This is a genomic window from uncultured Butyricimonas sp. (genome assembly GCF_959596855.1).
Lineage (GTDB): Bacteria > Bacteroidota > Bacteroidia > Bacteroidales > Marinifilaceae > Butyricimonas > Butyricimonas muris.
In genome coordinates, this window is record NZ_CAUFYA010000019.1 from 1 (window position 1) to 17,626 (window position 17,626).

Consider the following 17,626-nt stretch of genomic DNA (forward strand, 5'->3'; position numbering starts at 1 on the left):
AAAGAAATATCGACTTGATTAAATATTCTCCTGAACAGTATTATCTACAGATGATTGAAGAATATGGCATTACATTAAACTATATACCATTAAAAGATATAGCTTCTTACTTGGGTATCACACCGCAAGCACTAAGCAGAATCCGTAAACGTATTTCTTAACTTGGGTTCAGTGTTTTGAATATACAAGTTCCGAACTTTACAACCTTAAATCGAAAGTACAGTTATGATTAGAAAAATAAAAGCTACGGATTATCCGCGTTTGATGGAAATTTGGGAAAGTGCAGTGTTGAGTACACATGATTTTCTCAAAGAGGAAGATTTTCTATACTATAAAGAACACCTTCCGGTATATTTTCAGCATGTCACACTATTCGGGTTTGAACAAGAGGGTATCTTAATCGGGTTTATGGGAATCGCTGAAGGAAATCTTGAGATGTTATTTATCGACAATAATTATCGAGGCACGGGTATCGGGAAAAAATTAATTACCTATGCCATAGATAATTTGCAAATAACTAAAGTCGATGTGAACGAGCAAAATATTCAAGCTGTCGGTTTTTATAAACATATGGGCTTTAGCGTATACAAAAGGTCAAGCTTAGACGGAGAAGGTAAAGAATATCCTATTTTACACATGCAGTTGTAGCCTTCAATATTATACCTGAATATTTGACCTCACGGGCGAGAGGCGTGTTTTGAAGTGAAGCCTAAAAGTTGTTTTTACACGAGAATTACTATTTTTACGCTTGAAAAAAACATAATAGTCAATTCTATGGATAACCTTCAAAAAGAATACCTCGAATTGTTGAAATCCCAGCATTTCGATAAAGAAGAGTTGGATTATGACATTCTGGATAAACATATTTCGGTTTTATCAAAATCAACTGTTTTTTCAGGAAGCGCGGTATCGATTTTCGACATGTATAAAAAATGCCATGTTTACGAATCATCGTATCACAAAGAACTGTTCAAAAATTCAAACGGGGAATACACGAGCGTGCAAATTCATCCCGATGATTACGAACAAGTCCTGAAAAACGGCATTGCCGCGATGAAGCATATTTTCATGCACAATAAATACACGAAATACAGTAAACTGATTCGGGAATACAGAACTTTGATTAACGGTAAATACAAAAGAATTACCGAACAAATACAAATTCTGGAAATAGACAAAAGGGGTAATATCTGGTTGTCTTTAAGCATTGTTGATATTTCCCTCAATCAATCCCCTTTTTCAAAAGTCAATTCCCAACTGGTCAATTTCAAAACAGGAGATATATTTTCCCCGCTAGACAAATATTTCGATAAAGACACCATTTTGTCACAACGGGAAATAGAGATATTGAAATGGATAGAACGGGGAAAGCTAAGCAAGGAAATCGCTGAATATTTAAACATCAGCATACACACGGTAAACACTCACAGGCAACGAATACTTGAAAAACTGAACGTGAACAATTCCATAGAAGCGATTAAATACGCTCAAACATTAGGCCTACTGGATACGTGATTACTGATTTATCAGTATTGTAACCGCCGCGAGAGCCGGGTAATTTTGCATCAAAATTCTTAAAAACAATTTAATGCAATTGAAGCCATGAAGAAAATTTGTATTGTTATTCTGCTGAATACTCTATTTTTCAATTTCTCGCACGGGCAATCATACCAGACCGTCAAAGGAACTGTCACCGAAAAAAATAGTGGCACTCCTGTTCCTTACGCGACTGTCATGTTGCTTAATATTACTCCCGTCATCGGTGCCACCACGGATACGGCAGGCCGATTTTCTTTGCCGAACGTACCGGTGGGAAGACATAATATAGAAGTACGTTGTCTAGGGTATGAAACCGTTACCGTGAAAGAGATTCTTGTCAGTTCTTCCAAAGAAATAATTCTTGACATCCGTTTGCAGGAAACTTTAATGGAATTGGGCGAAATAACAGTCAAACCGAGCATCAATAAAACACAACCTCTTAACAGCATGGCTATAGCGGGCGGGCGTATGCTGAGCGTGGAAGAAGCAAGCCGTTACGCGGGCGGGATGGATGACCCGGCACGTCTGGTATCCTCGTTCGCGGGAGTAACGGCAAACGTGGGAAATAATGGCATCGCGATACGGGGAAACGCACCCAAGTTTCTACAATGGCGCATGGAAGATGTCGAGATACCCAACCCGAACCATTTTGCAGACGTCACGAGTTTCGGCGGTGGAGGATTGACAGCTCTAAGTAGTCTGGTTCTCGGGAACTCCGATTTTTTTACCGGAGCTTTTCCTGCCGAATACAACAACGCCCTATCGGGTGTTTTTGACATGTATCTTAGAAATGGCAATAACACACGACATGAACATACCGCGCAGATTAGTTTTCTCGGTATCGAGGCTGCATCCGAAGGACCTTTCACGAAAGGATACGACGGTTCCTATCTCTTTAATTACCGTTATTCCACGCTGGCATTATTATCACCGTTGCAACCGGAAGACGCGGACGGCACGGACTATCAAGACCTGTCATTCAAATTATTTTTCCCAACCCGTAAGGCCGGAGTTTTTTCCGCATGGGGAATAGGGTTAATTGACCACTCGGGTACCATAGCGGAGAAAGATAAAAGCAAATGGCAATACGAGCAAGATATGGAAAATCAAGACGTGAAACAATACGCCGGGGCATTGGGAGTCAATCACAAGATAAATATTGACAAGACATCTTTCTTGAAAACAACAATAGCGTTGACCGTTAGCGGGTTGGATATGCACACGGAACGAATGAATGAACATGTGTTACTTGTACCGAAAAACGTCATAAAAAACACCAACTGGAACTTCGTGCTTTCCTCCGCGTTCCAAAAGCGATACAGTGAACATCATACAAATAAAACAGGTTTCAGAATTACCGGGTTGAAATATGACATGTTCATGCAAGACGCGCAAAAAACAAGAGGAGAATTACAAACTTTAACTGATGAGTCGGGATTCAGTTCTTTGCTTACCGCTTATTCCTCTTCCACGTTCCGGTTTACAAACCAATGGAGCGTGAATGTCGGGATAAACGCACAATATTTTACCCTCAACGGGAATTACACGATTGAACCGCGGGTGAGCCTGAAATGTCAATTTATGCCCAACCAAGCATACTCTTTGGCTTATGGCATGCACAGCCGTTTGGAAATGCTGAATTATTATTTCACGGAAAAAGAAGGGGAAAAAATAAATAAAGACCTTGATTTCACGAAAGCGCATCATTTGTCTTTAGGTTATGATTGGAATATTGGAGAAAATAAACATTTAAAAATTGAACCTTATATACAATATCTATATGATGTTCCGGTTTTGCCCGACAGCACCTACTCTTTTATTAATTTACAAGGCAATGATGATTGGTTTCTGTCGGAAAGACTTATTAACACGGGGAAAGGGCTTAATTACGGGATTGATATCACATTCGAGAAATATATGTCACACGGGGATTATTACATGATAACAACTTCCATATTCAATTCCCGGTACAAGACAACAAGGGGTGAATGGTATAATACCCGTTATAATCGTAATTTCGTACTCAATTTACTCGCGGGGAAAGAATGGATGCTAGGTGAAAATCATCAGAATATACTGGGGATAAATGCCAGAGCAACATTTCAAGGTGGTGACAGGTATTCCCCGATTAATGAAATCGTTTCTTTAAAACAACAAGACGCAATTCATGACGAGAGTAAACCTTATTCTAAACAATTAGCCCCGGTATTGCTCGGACATCTAACAATAAGTTATAAAATAAACAAGAAAAAAGTGTCACATGAGGTTGCGGCCAAAGTACTGAATATTACCGGATACAAGGATTATTACGGGCATAGGTATAATTATATCACGCGTCAGGTGGAGGCTGAAAGAGAAGCGAATATAATACCGAATATTAGTTATAAAATAGAATTTTAGATTTTATACTAGTAGAGTTCCCGTTTCACTTCCCGGGAACTCTACTTACAACTATTATTTTCCTAATCTTTTTTCCAATTCCGCCTGAAGAACTTCATCCTGCAAATTCCGCCCCACAATTTTATTATCCTCATCCAAAAGCAATATATTCGGAACTGATGTAACTACATACAAATCTGAAGCCTTACCCTGATTCTTCTTATCAATCAACTGAATCCAAGGATATTGTTCCCGTTCTAAAGCCCCCAACCACCTTTTCTCGCTAAGATCCATGGAAAAACCGACAATCTCCAATCCTTTGTCATGAAATTCATCATAAAGTTTTAGTAATTTCGAACCTTCTTTCTGGCAATCTCCACTCCAAGAAGCCCAGAAATACAACAACTTCACCTTACCTTTAACATCATACAAAGATACCGATTCTCCATCAGGTGTGTACGCGAAAAAATCAGGTGCCGTTTCCCCAACTTTCAACTTCTCGTATTGCGTCAACATCGACTTGATATATTTACCGTAAGTCGTGTTCCAAGCGTTTGATCCCAACACCCGACTTTCCGCCTTCAACAAATCGAGATCATGCCTGCTTCTGGTAAACAACAAATAAGCCGCGACATAAGTATCTTTATACACATTCAACAAAGAGTCCTCACCCCGTCGCGCTTGAACTTTCAATTGCCCGTAACGACGAGCGGCACGCTCTAGATCTTCTTGCTTTCCATCCTGTTGAGCCCGCTGAATATCCTTGGCTACCGCATCCATTTTAATTCTAAAACCCAAAGAAAGGCTTAAGAATTTAGCCGCAATATCTTGAATACCTCCTCCCGTGACCTTACTGGAAAAAATATCATTCGTCCGATTATAATAAACTTCAAATTTATTTTCGCTATTTTCAAGGAAAAGCGGTAAAGATCCCATCGTACACCCTTCAGGAATTAACGCTGCCTCGATAATGGAATCAACGGATCCCGTGAGCCGGAAACGACCGTCCACGATAGGAGCCCTCGCAAAAGTATCACTGGCGTTTAAAGTAATAAGTAACATCGTTCCCTCCTTGGGAGCATCAACATAACCTTCAATAACAAACCCCGGCTTCTGCTGAACAGCCATTAAAACAACAAGCGAACCGAAAATCAAACACGTAATAATCTGTTTCAATTTCATCATTTTTCTTTTACAATTACAGTAAACACCGCATCTTTAAACTTTTTATATCCTTCGTTTTCAAAATCAAGAGAGATGAGGTAGCGTCCGGGAGCAATTTGATGTTCTAACGGAATCATAAATGTTCCATCATTTCTAACAGACAACCATTTCAACATGCTATCTTTATCACCATCAAAAGCCACAACATCCCGAACACTAAAAAAAATCGGTCTCGTACCTTCCACGCCTTCTATCTGGTAACTCATCCAAGGCTGTCCCGTTTTAACACGTTGTGCATCTATACCCGTGGAGTCCAAATGAATACGTACGACCAAAGAATCCGGATTGTATGCCGCATTTTTTACATCCAGATAACCTACCGTAATATCCTGACATCCCCAGTAGACAAGTAATAACAGAACTATTCCTAATAATTTTCTCATATTATCTAATTTTTACATTCATCCATCATATTACTTACTGCCATTCCGCCATTTTATAATCCCAACGATAATACTCCGTGAGAGCGTGAATAACCCCATTGACAGGCTGGATATCAGGAGTGGCAACAGGCCAATACTTCTTATCCGTCAAAGAATAGCTATACATAAACTCGGGTCCCATATCCGGTATGCCCCCGTAATCCGTCTTCTCCCGGTAAATCAACACTTCACCTCCATCCAACGTCGTAAACACACTACCGCCGATTTCCTCCGCGGGTAACTCCCCATCAGTGAAATTAACCTCGGGATTCCGGTATCCCATCTCTTGTTTAAGATGCTTTCCCCGGATCACATGATGCATAACCACGTTTCTACAAAATGTAGAACTAAGTTGAGGCACACTATCCAAATCGTTTCGCAACAAATAAAGATAAACCGTATGTGTCTTAAACGCCAGAAAAGTAATTTCCGGACAATCCGCATCCATTCCCTCGAACAAATCAACAAGTCCGGCACGCTCGATCATCTCGACCGTCATACCAAAATTGTAATGATCCCCCCGAAGATAATCCATAACCGACCCCTCGTAATAAGGAGAAGAAATACCCGTGTCTATAACATCCTGTTTCGTGCAGGCAAAACAACAGACACACAAAATACATATTGCAATATATCTCAACATCGTTTTCATACACCTTTATAATTCTACATTTTTTTCAACCAAAACGTATTCTGTCTCATCAATGTATTCCTCGCAAAAGCCGCCGAACCGACAGCATTCCAGAACGCACCGTCAACAAAATCCTGATCATCCAAGGTGACAAAATTTCCCCTCAAATCAAGTTTTCGATAATTATTGCGCATAATATCGAAATAACGCTCACCTTCCAACAGCAACTCTTTCTCCCGCTCCTTGAATATAGCACGCTGCAAATCTCCGTTATACTCGGTATTTTTGTAATCAGCAGCTCCCGCACGCCGACGTACCGTATTCAAATCATCGATCGCGCCTTTCTTATTACCTAAACGGCATCTGCATTCCGCACGCAATAAAATCACATCCGCCAACCGCCACCAAATCATATTTTGATCAAACGTGATGAACTTCCCCTTATCATTCCCCGCTGTCTCCAACACACATTTTCTCCATTTATATAAAAACGCATCCCGATACAAAGGCGTACCGCCTTCACTGACCACCTGCACGTTCATGGAATCCGGCTTATAAAAATACGCATTCCGTCGTTGATCTTTCCCCGGGTACATTGCTTTTACATCCTGATAACTTACAGCATCCCAACCTCTATTTTCACCGGGACCAACCATCGGTTTCACCGGATAAGTCGTGTAAATCGTGGCATACACGTTAAAAGGATTAGAACCTACCTCATTCCAGAAATTCCGGAAAACACTCACGAAAATCGCTTCTTTCCCTCCATCAACCAACACCCGCGTGCAGACTTCTTCCGGTGTAGCAGCTAACTCGTACTCTTCCGACCAAATAACATCGGTACAAGCGGTTTCCGCTCTTTGCCATAACTCGTCTTCATCGTAATCATTCTCATCCCGTGAAGCCAAATACTTACATCCCGCTTTCCACGCACAAAGATGCGCCAACAACGTATTGGCAGCCCCTCTGACTGGAGTCGACTTATACGATATCCCGCCTCCATCACATTTTGTCGCCTGCGATAATTCCGGTAACAAATCCGCAGCCATCTGCGCCATGTATATCGCGGAATCCGCAATCGTTGTCCAAGGAGACTTGGCAATCGGCTCAAGCTCGACCTGAGTTCCGATATAAGGACAATCACCCCATCTGCGAATCAATTCGTAATAACAAAATGCCTTGAAAAAATATACTTGACCCTTGTAAAAATTCCTTCGCTCTCGAGTCATTTTTACCTGATCGATATAAGGCAAAACAATATTAGCCGAAGCAATAATCTGATAAATATTACCCCAATCACACAAAGCGTAAGTATACGGTTGATCAAGAGTTTGTTCACTATTACCCCAAATATTGGAAGCAAAACGTCCGGCCCGAGCAGGTTTAATCCGCTGGTTATCTTGCGAATAATCCCGAATTTTCTTTTCTATTGTTCCCAAACCGACCTCAATCTCTCGTTCTGTTTGCATCGCATTCGAAAAAGTAACCGAATTTTCCGGATCCATATCCAGAATGTCATTACATGCCCAACAACCGAACAAAATACCCAAACCTATAATATAACTAAGTTTTCTCATCCTCACTAAAATTTAAACGTAACACCTATGGTAAACTTCCTCGCCAAGGGATAAGAACCTTGTATTCCATTTCCTGTAAGCACCCCGTCAATACCCGTGGTAATATCGACAGTTTCGGGATCCATACCAATATAATTCGTCCAAGTCAACAAATTTTCTCCACTAACAAAAAACCTCAATTGATCGATAAACCAACGTCTCGTCCATCGAGAGGGAAGAGTATAGCCAACAGTCAATGTTTTCAATTTCAACCAATTCACCTTGGAAACATTTCTATCTAACAAATAATCATACACATGATTATCAAGAATTCCCGGTTGCAATCTAGCATAATCGGCACGATCCCCGTTTTTTTCCCAGAAAGTAGTTTTCTCCAAATCGAAAACCAAAGCGTAGTAATCATTATTCATCATAATAGACTGTACTGCATACGGATACAAAATATGCCTTCCCAACTGATAACTTAATAACATATTAACATCAAATCCCTTCCATTTCAACTCGTTGACAATTCCCCCGGATATAGAGGGCAAAGCACTTCCGATATATACCAAATCATTACCATCTATATGACCGTCGCCACTCGCATCCACGATTTTGTAATCTCCCGGTTGCATATATCCCGAACCCACGTTCATCGGTCCGTTTGAACCATCTGTTTTCCAACTAACAGGAACTTCCGCCTGATCATTAATAAACCCTTCCGTTCTCAACACGCGCATCTGATTAAGAGGCTTACCTATAATCTTATTATCCAAATCATGACCATCGTATGATTTCTCAAAACGATTCCAGTTCCTTGCCCCGTTAACCGACATACGCCACAAAAAATCGGGACGATCAAAGAACTTATACTCCACCATCAACTCTATACCTTCATTAGAAATTGCGGCAGTATTCCTCCATTGATTGTGAAAACCGTTATAATTTCCCGGCAGGGGCACAGGCATTAGCAAATCTTCTGTATACCGGTAATAGTAATCTAACGTAACACCAAGTCGATAATTCAAAAAATTCAAATCAAGCCCGAAATCATACTGGGACGTTTTCTCCCACGATAGATCTTGATTATACAACCCGTCATTCCACACCGGAGTAATAACAGGATTACCCAAATAAGAAGAATTATCCACGGCCATAATTCCCAACGCCAGATAATTCTGATAAAAATGCATACCGGACATCCCCCAACTCACCCGAAGCTTTCCAAAATTGAACCAATTTTTGAACGACTCCATAAAATTTTCCTCCGTGAAAGTCCAACCCGCGGCAATAGCAGGAAACGTCCCCCACTTGTTATTTTTCCCGAAAGTTGACGAACCATCCCTCCGTATGGAAGCTGATAAAAAATACTTCTGCAAATAATTATACTCCAAACGGGCAAACCACGAAAGTAATGTTTTCTCCTCCATGTCCGAAATATAATTCTTCAACGCAACAGTTTGTTGAAAATCACCACTTCCCAAAATCGTTAAACCGGGTAGTCCACCGGGCGCATACTCGATCTTATCACTGGGAGAATTCCGGGCATATCCCCCGTTGTACTCTATCTGGTCATATTGATAAGAAAAACCACCGATAGCAGAAATCGAATGACTCTCTCCAATTATCTTATTATAAGAAATCAAGTTCTCATTTAATACCATTAGATTAATTCCCGTTTCTCCCAAACTGTTCGACCACCCGTTCACGTCCAACGAAGCGGGCGCAAAATAATTTCTTCTTTCAATTGAATAATCCGCGGCAAGTGAAGCCGAAATATTCAATCCCTCGATCAAATCCAAACCGAGTTTAAAATTAGAACGCAAACGTACAGACCGATTCCGTTCGTGAATCCCTTGATATTGATTAATAATCTCATCCCAAACGACAGTTCCTTCTCCCGGCAAGAAAGTATTTAACTGGTAAGGATCTCCCGGTACCGTTTCCACGTTCTGCACGGAGGTCAATTGCCCAGACCGAACTCCCCGCATACGACCGGCAAGAGAAGCGTTGAAACGCAAATCAACATTAAAACGTTCCACGGGAGTAACATTCATCTGCGAATTCAAATCGATACGATTATACCCGGTTCCCTTCACAATACCTTCTTCATCATAATACCCGAGACCGATACCATAAGTCATTCTCTCTTGTCCCCCGTAAGCCTGAATATTGGCATTCGTCACTCTCCCCGTGCGATAATACATCGGGAAGAAATTAGTTGAATGAGCGTAAAAAGCATTCAAACTATCTTGATAAATATTTCCTTTATTGGCAATTAAATTCCTATGCGGCTCCCAAAAACCGTCTAATTTTGCATCACCACCCACTTCATATACCTCTTTCCAAGAAGTCGGATATTTATATCGTCCCGTTTCTGGATCCCGATAAGCCACCATCGACCCTCTTTGTTGTTCCAGCCGGAAACGACGCTCGGCACTCCCGATGGTAACCGTGGGCAACTGGGGTAAAATACTCCAAGTCTGGGAGGCATTGACTGAAAAAGTAGCCTTTTGGTTCTTACTTCCCTTCTTCGTGGTCACGATGATAACCCCGTTAGCAGCACGAGAACCATAAATAGCCGCAGAAGACGCATCCTTAAGAATTTGGATAGACTCTATCATATCCGGATTCAAATCCGACAATAAATTCGTACCCGTGACCGGAGAAGTAAAAGAATTCAACGGGACCCCGTCAACAACCCACAACGGGTTGGAAAAGCGCCGTCCCTGTTCAACATCCAACGAATTGTACCCCCGGATAGTAATAGCCGTTCCCCCGCTTCCGGGAGCTCCCGACATATTGGTAACATCCATACCGGCAACCCGCCCTTGCAAAAGATTAGCTATATTAGAAGTAGGTATTCCCTCAAGTTCCTCTGCTTTAATAACGGAAACCGCCCCGGTCGCTTTACGACGAGTTGTTGTTCCGTATCCCACAACAACAACTTCATCTATACTTTCGACATCTTCTTCAAGCACCACCACCATACGAGGTGCCCCCGCTTTATAAGCAACTTTCTTTTCTTTAAACCCTATAAACGTAAATATCAAGACTCCACCTTTCCCCGGTAACCGTAGCTTAAATTCACCTTTATTATCCGTAGCAGTACCCACTTTTGTTCCCTCCACTCGCACGGTCACTCCCGGCATGGGAACATTCTTTTCATCGACAACCACTCCATGAATCAGAGAATCCTTAACCTGTTGCGACTCTGTATGAATTATTTTAGGAATCGTCGTGGCATTCAACACCCCCCAACCGGGGAGTATCAAGAAGAAAAGAAGAAACATAACGCAACCTCTTCCTCTTGAAAAGGAATCATAGTTTTTACTCATACTCCATTTTAATATTCTACACTGAAAAAGAAAAAGCGAAGGTGTGTTAAAAATCCATTCCCTTCTAAACACACCTTCATAAAAACACCATTATTAATACTTATACGACCAAACGCAACGCGCTATTATCTCTTTGAAATCATTTTTACGACCAGATAAAGCACTAGTCTTAATTGTTTCATAAGCAGCAGTATAAGGAGTATATTGCCAAGTGAAAACATTATTGACTCCATCCTGACTACCTTCTGAACAAGTCCAATATTTTGCATAAATTTTGTTGTTATCTCTAATGTACGGCATCTGTCCTAAATCTTCCAAGACTTTATTAAACACACTTAGGTTTTTGTTCAATATGACATTAAGACGATTAGGAAACATTCCCGAAACATCTGCTTCAGGAATATACCACCCTTCCATACCGGTTTTCTCATCCATTTCAGCACAATAGGCAAACACGGGATATTTTTCTTTCCAATTTTCCTGTTGTTTGATTTTTTTGTACATACTTTCACCTGATTCGAAATAATTAGCTATAGCTTTAGTTTCCGTACTCCATACCAATCCTTCCTTTTCTTCCAACGCCCAAACATCAACTTGGTTATTTTCATTTCTAATCACTATCCCCACTTCTTTTCCCTTGTAGTAAAAGATACTACCCATTTTCAACTCTTCTCCGGTTTGTAATACCTTTACTTCCACACTCGTTTCCTTCCCATCAGAAACCGTCACTACAGCATTCCGCTCATCTTGACCGAAATTCGTCGTGGCAGAAATAGTAATACCGTTATCCGTAGCTTCAACTTTACACCAATCCGCATCAGACGTAAGGTTCAATTGCTTAACATCAATATTCGCAATTACAATCTCCCTGTACCCTAGAGAATTCAATTCTATTTCCGTAGACGACAACTCGATCTGTATTGAACCATCCGCTTGTTTTACCGTTACCTCGGCTTCTGCATTATTTGATTCCGTACCTGCAATCACCTTAAAGGTCGTTTCACGAGCCGCTTCAGAATTCAAATCAAGTGTCACGCTCAATGAAGTTTTATCCTCGGCAAGTGTAACATGACACCACGATTCCATATCCTTCGTGTCTATTTTCACGTCTGCCTGATTCGTTTCAATAGTTATCGTCTTCGTTTCCGCAGTCTTAGCCTTGAATTCTAAAACATCGGCAGACAGCTCCAAAGTAGCTTCTGCCGCTGCAGATTGACGCACTTCCACAATTTGGTCTACAGCATACTCCGCTTTAACAGTCACCTTAGCCGCCCGTAACTCCACCTCGTTGTGGGACTCCACCGCGAGTTTCAACTTATCGCCGGCCTGCTCGAGCTTACACCATTCCGCATCGGAAGAAGCCGTCCACGCCTCGGCAGTCGTAACCACGGCAAGCTCCCTACTTCCTCCTTGAGCGGTAAACTCCACTTTAGACGGACTCACCGTAAGAGGCACTTCCGAAGGTTCTTTGTCACTATCACTACAAGAACACAACATTCCCCAAATGCTTAACACAAGCATTAACATCAGATTCTTTTTCATAATCATCAGATTTTAATTCAACAATTATTCATTATTTTGCATCAAATAACCGACTCCGGTAGCAGTCGACCAGAGCCAGCATTTATTATTTTCCTTTTTCAACACTACCCCTTCCTGTTCTCCGGCAAGCACGTCATTCACCCCTTTAGCTTTCACGCTCATCACCACCTTAGCCTCCGCCACCGGAGCTTCCGCCAATTCACAGTGAACATATTTATCCTGACTATCCGTTTGGATTCGCCAAACCCTTTGATCCTCCGTAAAAGCCATTTGATGATTAGTTTCATCGAACATCAACAAAGGAACATCACCATCATAAACGCCACTCACCGTCTGTTGTAAAAACTTTTCACGCTTGGCATTATCTCCCATCGTCTCTACCTCATCATCTTTACAACCGAGCAAACAACACATTAGCAATAATGGACATACAACTTTATTTAACATCTTTCTTCGCTTTAGATTGAACATTTATTTTACGAACCAGAATTTCCGTCACACCATCAGTCGTCGTCACCTCCGCTCTCAAAACATGCGAACCGGCAGGCAATACTAAATCCCGGGTAGGCACAAAAGTTTTCCCGTCCAACTTCCACACGATCCGACGTACATCCTTTTGAATATTAGTCACTACCGGCCAATACAAATCTCCTTCACGCCAATCCGTCCGAATGCCTGCTAGAGAAGCCACCTCCTCTTGAATCTTCTCCGTGGTAAAACTTCTGCTCACCAACGCTCCGGTTTCAACATCCCCCGATTGGACCACAATCTCCACGTCGTACGCCGTACCCGGCAACAATTGATTGATAATACAGAACGTCGTATCCGATTCAAGAACACGGAAATTATTATCTTTCTGCTGTTTATACCTAATTTTCCAATTCAACACCTCTTTATCGTCATTCCATACCAACCGTACTTCCCGCTGTCCGATCATGAAATCTTTTAATTGAACAATATCCTGCACAACAGTCACGTTACATGTTATCTTGCTTTTTCCATCTGCTGCCGCAGCCGTAACCGTAGCCACCCCCTCGGTCAACCCGATAACTTCCCCTTTATCCGTGACTTTAACAATCTGATTATCCGAACTACTCCACACGATAGCCTTATTAGTTACGTCCTCCGGAAGAACTTTCGCACTCAATCTCACAGTATCCAAAATTCCCACGGTCACCTCCTTCTGATCCAACTCCACTCCCGTCGACCACACCGTTTCCAACAACCAAGCAGACAAAATCATACACATCTCCTGCTTTTCCCATGACGTTCCATTAGAACTCATCACTCCTCCCCCAGAAATACGGGAAGCGGTAATCGGGATCTCGATCTCGTTCGTTTCACCCGTGGCACGTACACCAATCTTTAAAGTTTTACCAGCAGGAATCATAACGGCATCATCTCCCAGGTAAATCCGATTCAACCTTCCGTAAACAAAATTATCCAACGACTTGGTCAACACGCAAGCATCATCGAGCCATACCTTCAGTTCCAAACCGGCGGCCTTCGACACATCCAAATCCACCCACTTCAAACTGCAATTTTCATAATCCCTCAATTCCTCCACTGTCCAGTTGTGCGCCACGTAAAGCGGACCCGCTCCCGAAATATTACGTATCGAACCCATAATCTCTTCATCCTTATTCTGGGACAACTTCATAGCACGCTCCTCCGCAGGTGTTTGAAGTTGTATATCTAAACGATTATCGGTCAATATTATATCTTTCACCGTACTAAAACGAGCAAACCCCTCTTTCTCCGCTTCAACAACATATTTTCCCGCGGGTATATCCTTAAAAGTATAATTTCCGCGAGAATCCGTGATTGTCTCAATACTCTCACTTCGTGCGCTTCTGGCATATTCAATAAAAGGAACAACACTCTTAGCTACCACCTCTTCCACAGCTTTCAGTGTAACACGAACCCCCGATTGCAGCTCTCCCTTCATATTCGTAACCACACCTGTCATCCCAACCGATTCCGCTAAATAAAAATCAAATGAAAGCTCACTCCCACGTTGACTGATATTAAACAATCCCTTCCCCAACTCTATACCGGACCAAGGTTTCGGCTGCACTTGCGTCTTATTCAACGAACCGGGATAAAACATGCCCGAACTACTAAAACCACCTGCCTCAACGCCATTCGCCGGAATAATTCTCATACACGGATGCGCCTTAATACAATTAATCGTATTCTGAAGCCAGCGATCTTTCGCCTTAACACCATTCACCCAATTATTCGAACGATCGATTTGGTAAATCAATAACCCCGCACCTCTAATAAATGCATCCCATCCTTTTTGTTCGCGACATTCCAACATAAAAATCTCCCCTTCCACATCTGTCGTATAAAAATAAGCTTTATTCTCACTGATCGGAAGCAGATTATAACTACCGGCTCGAGTCAACTCCTCCGGTTCCAACCACCCAGCCATCACACGCTCAATGGCAGTAAGACACGGGGGAGTACACCCGTCATTATTATAATTCCCCGATGACATCAAAGAAAGTTCGAACAAACCTGCTCCCTCTCCATTTTCACCGTAATCCGTATCATAAGCATCCATCAAACCTACGACATGACCAAATTCATGACAGAATGTCCCGATGCCCGCCATTCTATTTCCTGTATTTCCGCGAAGCTCTGAAGTACACGCATAATCAGCCAACTTCATCCCATCCACAGTATAATTATGCAAAGCGAGAGAAGCACGATGAGGCCAAATCGACTCTGCCGGTCCGTGTTCCGCTTCATTAAAACCGGCATAATAAATAAAAACATTATCCAACACCCCATCTCCATCGGTATCAAATTGTCTCAACGCCCCCCCGTTATCCACAACTTTCTGACAGGCATCCTTAACAAAATCCACCATACGCGCATCATTGCCATAATCATCGTTCTTTCCGTAATACGCCATTGGCTTGCCTAAATTATAGGGTCCCACAACCACAAATTCAGGATCGAACTGCCCGTATGAATTATCCCGATAATAATCACGTGCGCTCCCCGTGGCCCCATTAGCACTATATCCCCTCAGATTAAGCAGGTCATTAAAGGCTTGTTGAGGAGAAGGCGTTGCAAACTTAACATCCTCAAACTCGACCAACACCACCAAAGCCTTCGGGCTTCCCTTGGCTACAAAAACTTTTTGAACATCCTTTTGTTCCCGTTCCGCGTATCGCATCTTTGCACGCGCCTTGAAACTAGCAGGAAACCCCTTCGCACGTTTTGTCAAAGAAGCATTCTCCCGGGAATCACGCTTTCCCTGATCATTAGCCCGCATATCACTAATCACTCTCGCACCTGTCGAAGAAAAATCAACGTAATAATAAAAACCGTCCTCTTTTTGAGCGATCACGTAACCGTCAAGCGTTGTCAAGTAATGAAATCGTTCATCCCCATACATGCGAATGGATAAAGTCGTTCCATCCGGCAATACCTTATGACACACCCCTCTTTGGGCCGATATGCCCATTGTCACTCCATTCCATCCCAAGAATAAAAGCAACAAAAAGATTTTAACACAGCTAATCCTGTCTTTCATATTATTATTTTATTAAAACTTAATTCTCGGGCAAAACAGTGTCTTTATACACAAACTGATAATAATACATAATAGCACGACCGTCACTTCCGGTACTAGTAGAAGTTCTGGTCAGAGAAGACAAACGCCCCTTTTCATCCGTCTTGTAAGAAAAATTATTCACAACAACAGAAGCATCCAAATACTTTATCATTTTCAAATACACGTACGGACTAAGAAAAACATCTTGGAACAAAATACCCACCTTAAAAGGAACAAACAAAGAATAGGGCAATTGTTTCAAATAAGTCGGAATTCTCATCGTTTGAAAATCTGTCGCCCGAAGACGATCCCTCTCCAATGTCGCTGCAAATGCAGTTCCCCAAACCTCCGACATAATCTCGCCGATTCCGGGTACATCCTCGTACGCAACCTGGGTAACAACAACAGCACCCGCCACGAACCCGTTCAACTTCTCTTTATCGTACAAACATTGACCGACATGGTAAGTAACTGCCGATCCCCACGACTCGGTCACGTTCTGCAATATTCCTGTCGTGTCATAATTAAAAACATAACTGATATAATCCGGGTTCTCCAAACCATAACCGCTTTGAGAGATACTCCGTATCACCTCCTTTTCCTTGATCTGCTCATACATAATCTGGAACTTGTAATGTTCCAAAATATCAATCAAACTTATACGATTTTGCTCATCATACTCCAAAAGCACCTCATACGGCAACCGACCTCCACAAAGAATCTTTACCGGCTTCTCCATCTCCCGAACTTTAAAAATCTTCACTACCTTCGTCGTTCGTCTTCCATCCACATCCTCCAGTAAAATTTGCACGGAATACTCTTTTTGACGACGTAACGGTATACGATAATTCAACACGTACTCGGTCATATCTTCTTCCACGACCGGAAGTTCCTGCTTCTCTCCGTCAACCGTAAGACGTACCTGACGAATCGGGATCATTCCCGTGGTCAAAGTCGCCCGTATAGAAAAAGCATCTACATCCGTCGAAATCGTTTCCCCTCCCTCTAAAATAATCTCCGGAACGGAAAACTTCTTCACCCGTACCATAAAAGCCTTATTATACGTACGATATTTCAAATCATAAACTTTTACGATAAAAGCAAGAGAAGAATCGCGCACGATATCACTGATATCCACCTGATAATTAAAATCCAACTCTTTCTTACCCTTATACTCTTCCAACACGTCTAAAACCTCATAACTACGCCCCTCCAAGATTTCTATCCGGTCAATACCGTTCGGCACATCCATAAAACATTCCAGATTCACGAAATCCGCCGTGTCGCGTCTTACCTCGTAAACTCGCGTATCCGTCGAATCGAACTTCGGATCGGGAAACTCCGGAGTTTCCTGACAAGCTATAAACAAAAAACTCACCAGAAAAAAAATAAATAAATATGTACTTTTCATCCTCATCATG

At 42.0% G+C, this 17,626-nt stretch carries 12 protein-coding genes and 1 pseudogene; 4 read left to right on the forward strand and 9 right to left on the reverse strand.

The genetic code is table 11. The annotated features are described in order from the left end of the window. The 4 genes and pseudogenes from Q5866_RS09920 to Q5866_RS09935 form a co-directional block, all read left to right on the forward strand. Positions 1–161 (forward strand): annotated as a pseudogene (locus tag Q5866_RS09920) (Crp/Fnr family transcriptional regulator); the annotation flags it as partial. Between the two features lie 64 nt (positions 162–225). Then, positions 226–648: a GNAT family N-acetyltransferase gene (locus Q5866_RS09925; protein WP_303180006.1), complete on the forward strand. Its 423-nt coding sequence runs from the start codon at positions 226–228 to the stop codon at positions 646–648. Positions 649–774: 126 nt separating this feature from the next. Further along, positions 775–1,515 (forward strand): response regulator transcription factor, encoded by a 741-nt coding sequence (locus tag Q5866_RS09930; RefSeq protein WP_099291742.1) that lies wholly within the window; start codon positions 775–777, stop codon positions 1,513–1,515. An 87-nt stretch (positions 1,516–1,602) separates the two neighbouring features. Next, positions 1,603–3,939, forward strand: coding sequence for a TonB-dependent receptor (locus Q5866_RS09935; RefSeq protein ID WP_303180008.1), 2,337 nt, complete (start codon positions 1,603–1,605; stop codon positions 3,937–3,939). Between the two features lie 54 nt (positions 3,940–3,993). On the opposite strand, the gene Q5866_RS09940 is transcribed toward Q5866_RS09935, so the two are convergent. The 9 genes from Q5866_RS09940 to Q5866_RS09980 all read right to left on the reverse strand — a co-directional run bounded on the left by Q5866_RS09940 (position 3,994) and on the right by Q5866_RS09980 (position 17,616). After that, the gene (locus Q5866_RS09940) at positions 3,994–5,103 is read right to left on the reverse strand and encodes a TlpA disulfide reductase family protein (protein WP_292265637.1); all 1,110 of its coding nucleotides are present in this window, start codon (positions 5,101–5,103) and stop codon (positions 3,994–3,996) included. Beyond that, a complete protein-coding gene (locus tag Q5866_RS09945; RefSeq protein WP_099291739.1) occupies positions 5,100–5,525 on the reverse strand; it encodes a hypothetical protein in 426 nt (141 codons plus the stop codon). The genes Q5866_RS09940 and Q5866_RS09945 overlap by 4 nt, the downstream gene beginning before the upstream one ends. 34 nt (positions 5,526–5,559) lie before the next feature. Beyond that, a complete protein-coding gene (locus Q5866_RS09950) occupies positions 5,560–6,216 on the reverse strand; it encodes a hypothetical protein (RefSeq protein ID WP_186975891.1) in 657 nt (218 codons plus the stop codon). A 14-nt stretch (positions 6,217–6,230) separates the two neighbouring features. Beyond that, positions 6,231–7,772: a RagB/SusD family nutrient uptake outer membrane protein gene (locus Q5866_RS09955; RefSeq protein WP_303180011.1), complete on the reverse strand. Its 1,542-nt coding sequence runs from the start codon at positions 7,770–7,772 to the stop codon at positions 6,231–6,233. 5 nt (positions 7,773–7,777) lie between these two features. After that, positions 7,778–11,092: a SusC/RagA family TonB-linked outer membrane protein gene (locus Q5866_RS09960; RefSeq protein ID WP_303180012.1), complete on the reverse strand. Its 3,315-nt coding sequence runs from the start codon at positions 11,090–11,092 to the stop codon at positions 7,778–7,780. A gap of 93 nt (positions 11,093–11,185) precedes the next feature. Continuing rightward, positions 11,186–12,634 (reverse strand): BACON domain-containing protein, encoded by a 1,449-nt coding sequence (locus Q5866_RS09965; protein ID WP_303180013.1) that lies wholly within the window; start codon positions 12,632–12,634, stop codon positions 11,186–11,188. Between the two features lie 24 nt (positions 12,635–12,658). After that, the gene (locus Q5866_RS09970; RefSeq protein WP_141560936.1) at positions 12,659–13,081 is read right to left on the reverse strand and encodes a hypothetical protein; all 423 of its coding nucleotides are present in this window, start codon (positions 13,079–13,081) and stop codon (positions 12,659–12,661) included. After that, positions 13,071–16,184: a M6 family metalloprotease domain-containing protein gene (locus Q5866_RS09975; RefSeq protein WP_303180015.1), complete on the reverse strand. Its 3,114-nt coding sequence runs from the start codon at positions 16,182–16,184 to the stop codon at positions 13,071–13,073. The genes Q5866_RS09970 and Q5866_RS09975 overlap by 11 nt, the downstream gene beginning before the upstream one ends. A 19-nt stretch (positions 16,185–16,203) precedes the next feature. Beyond that, positions 16,204–17,616 carry a hypothetical protein gene (locus tag Q5866_RS09980; protein WP_303180017.1) on the reverse strand — a complete coding sequence of 471 codons (1,413 nt, stop codon included), beginning with the start codon at positions 17,614–17,616 and terminating at the stop codon, positions 16,204–16,206. Positions 17,617–17,626: the final 10 nt, after the last annotated feature.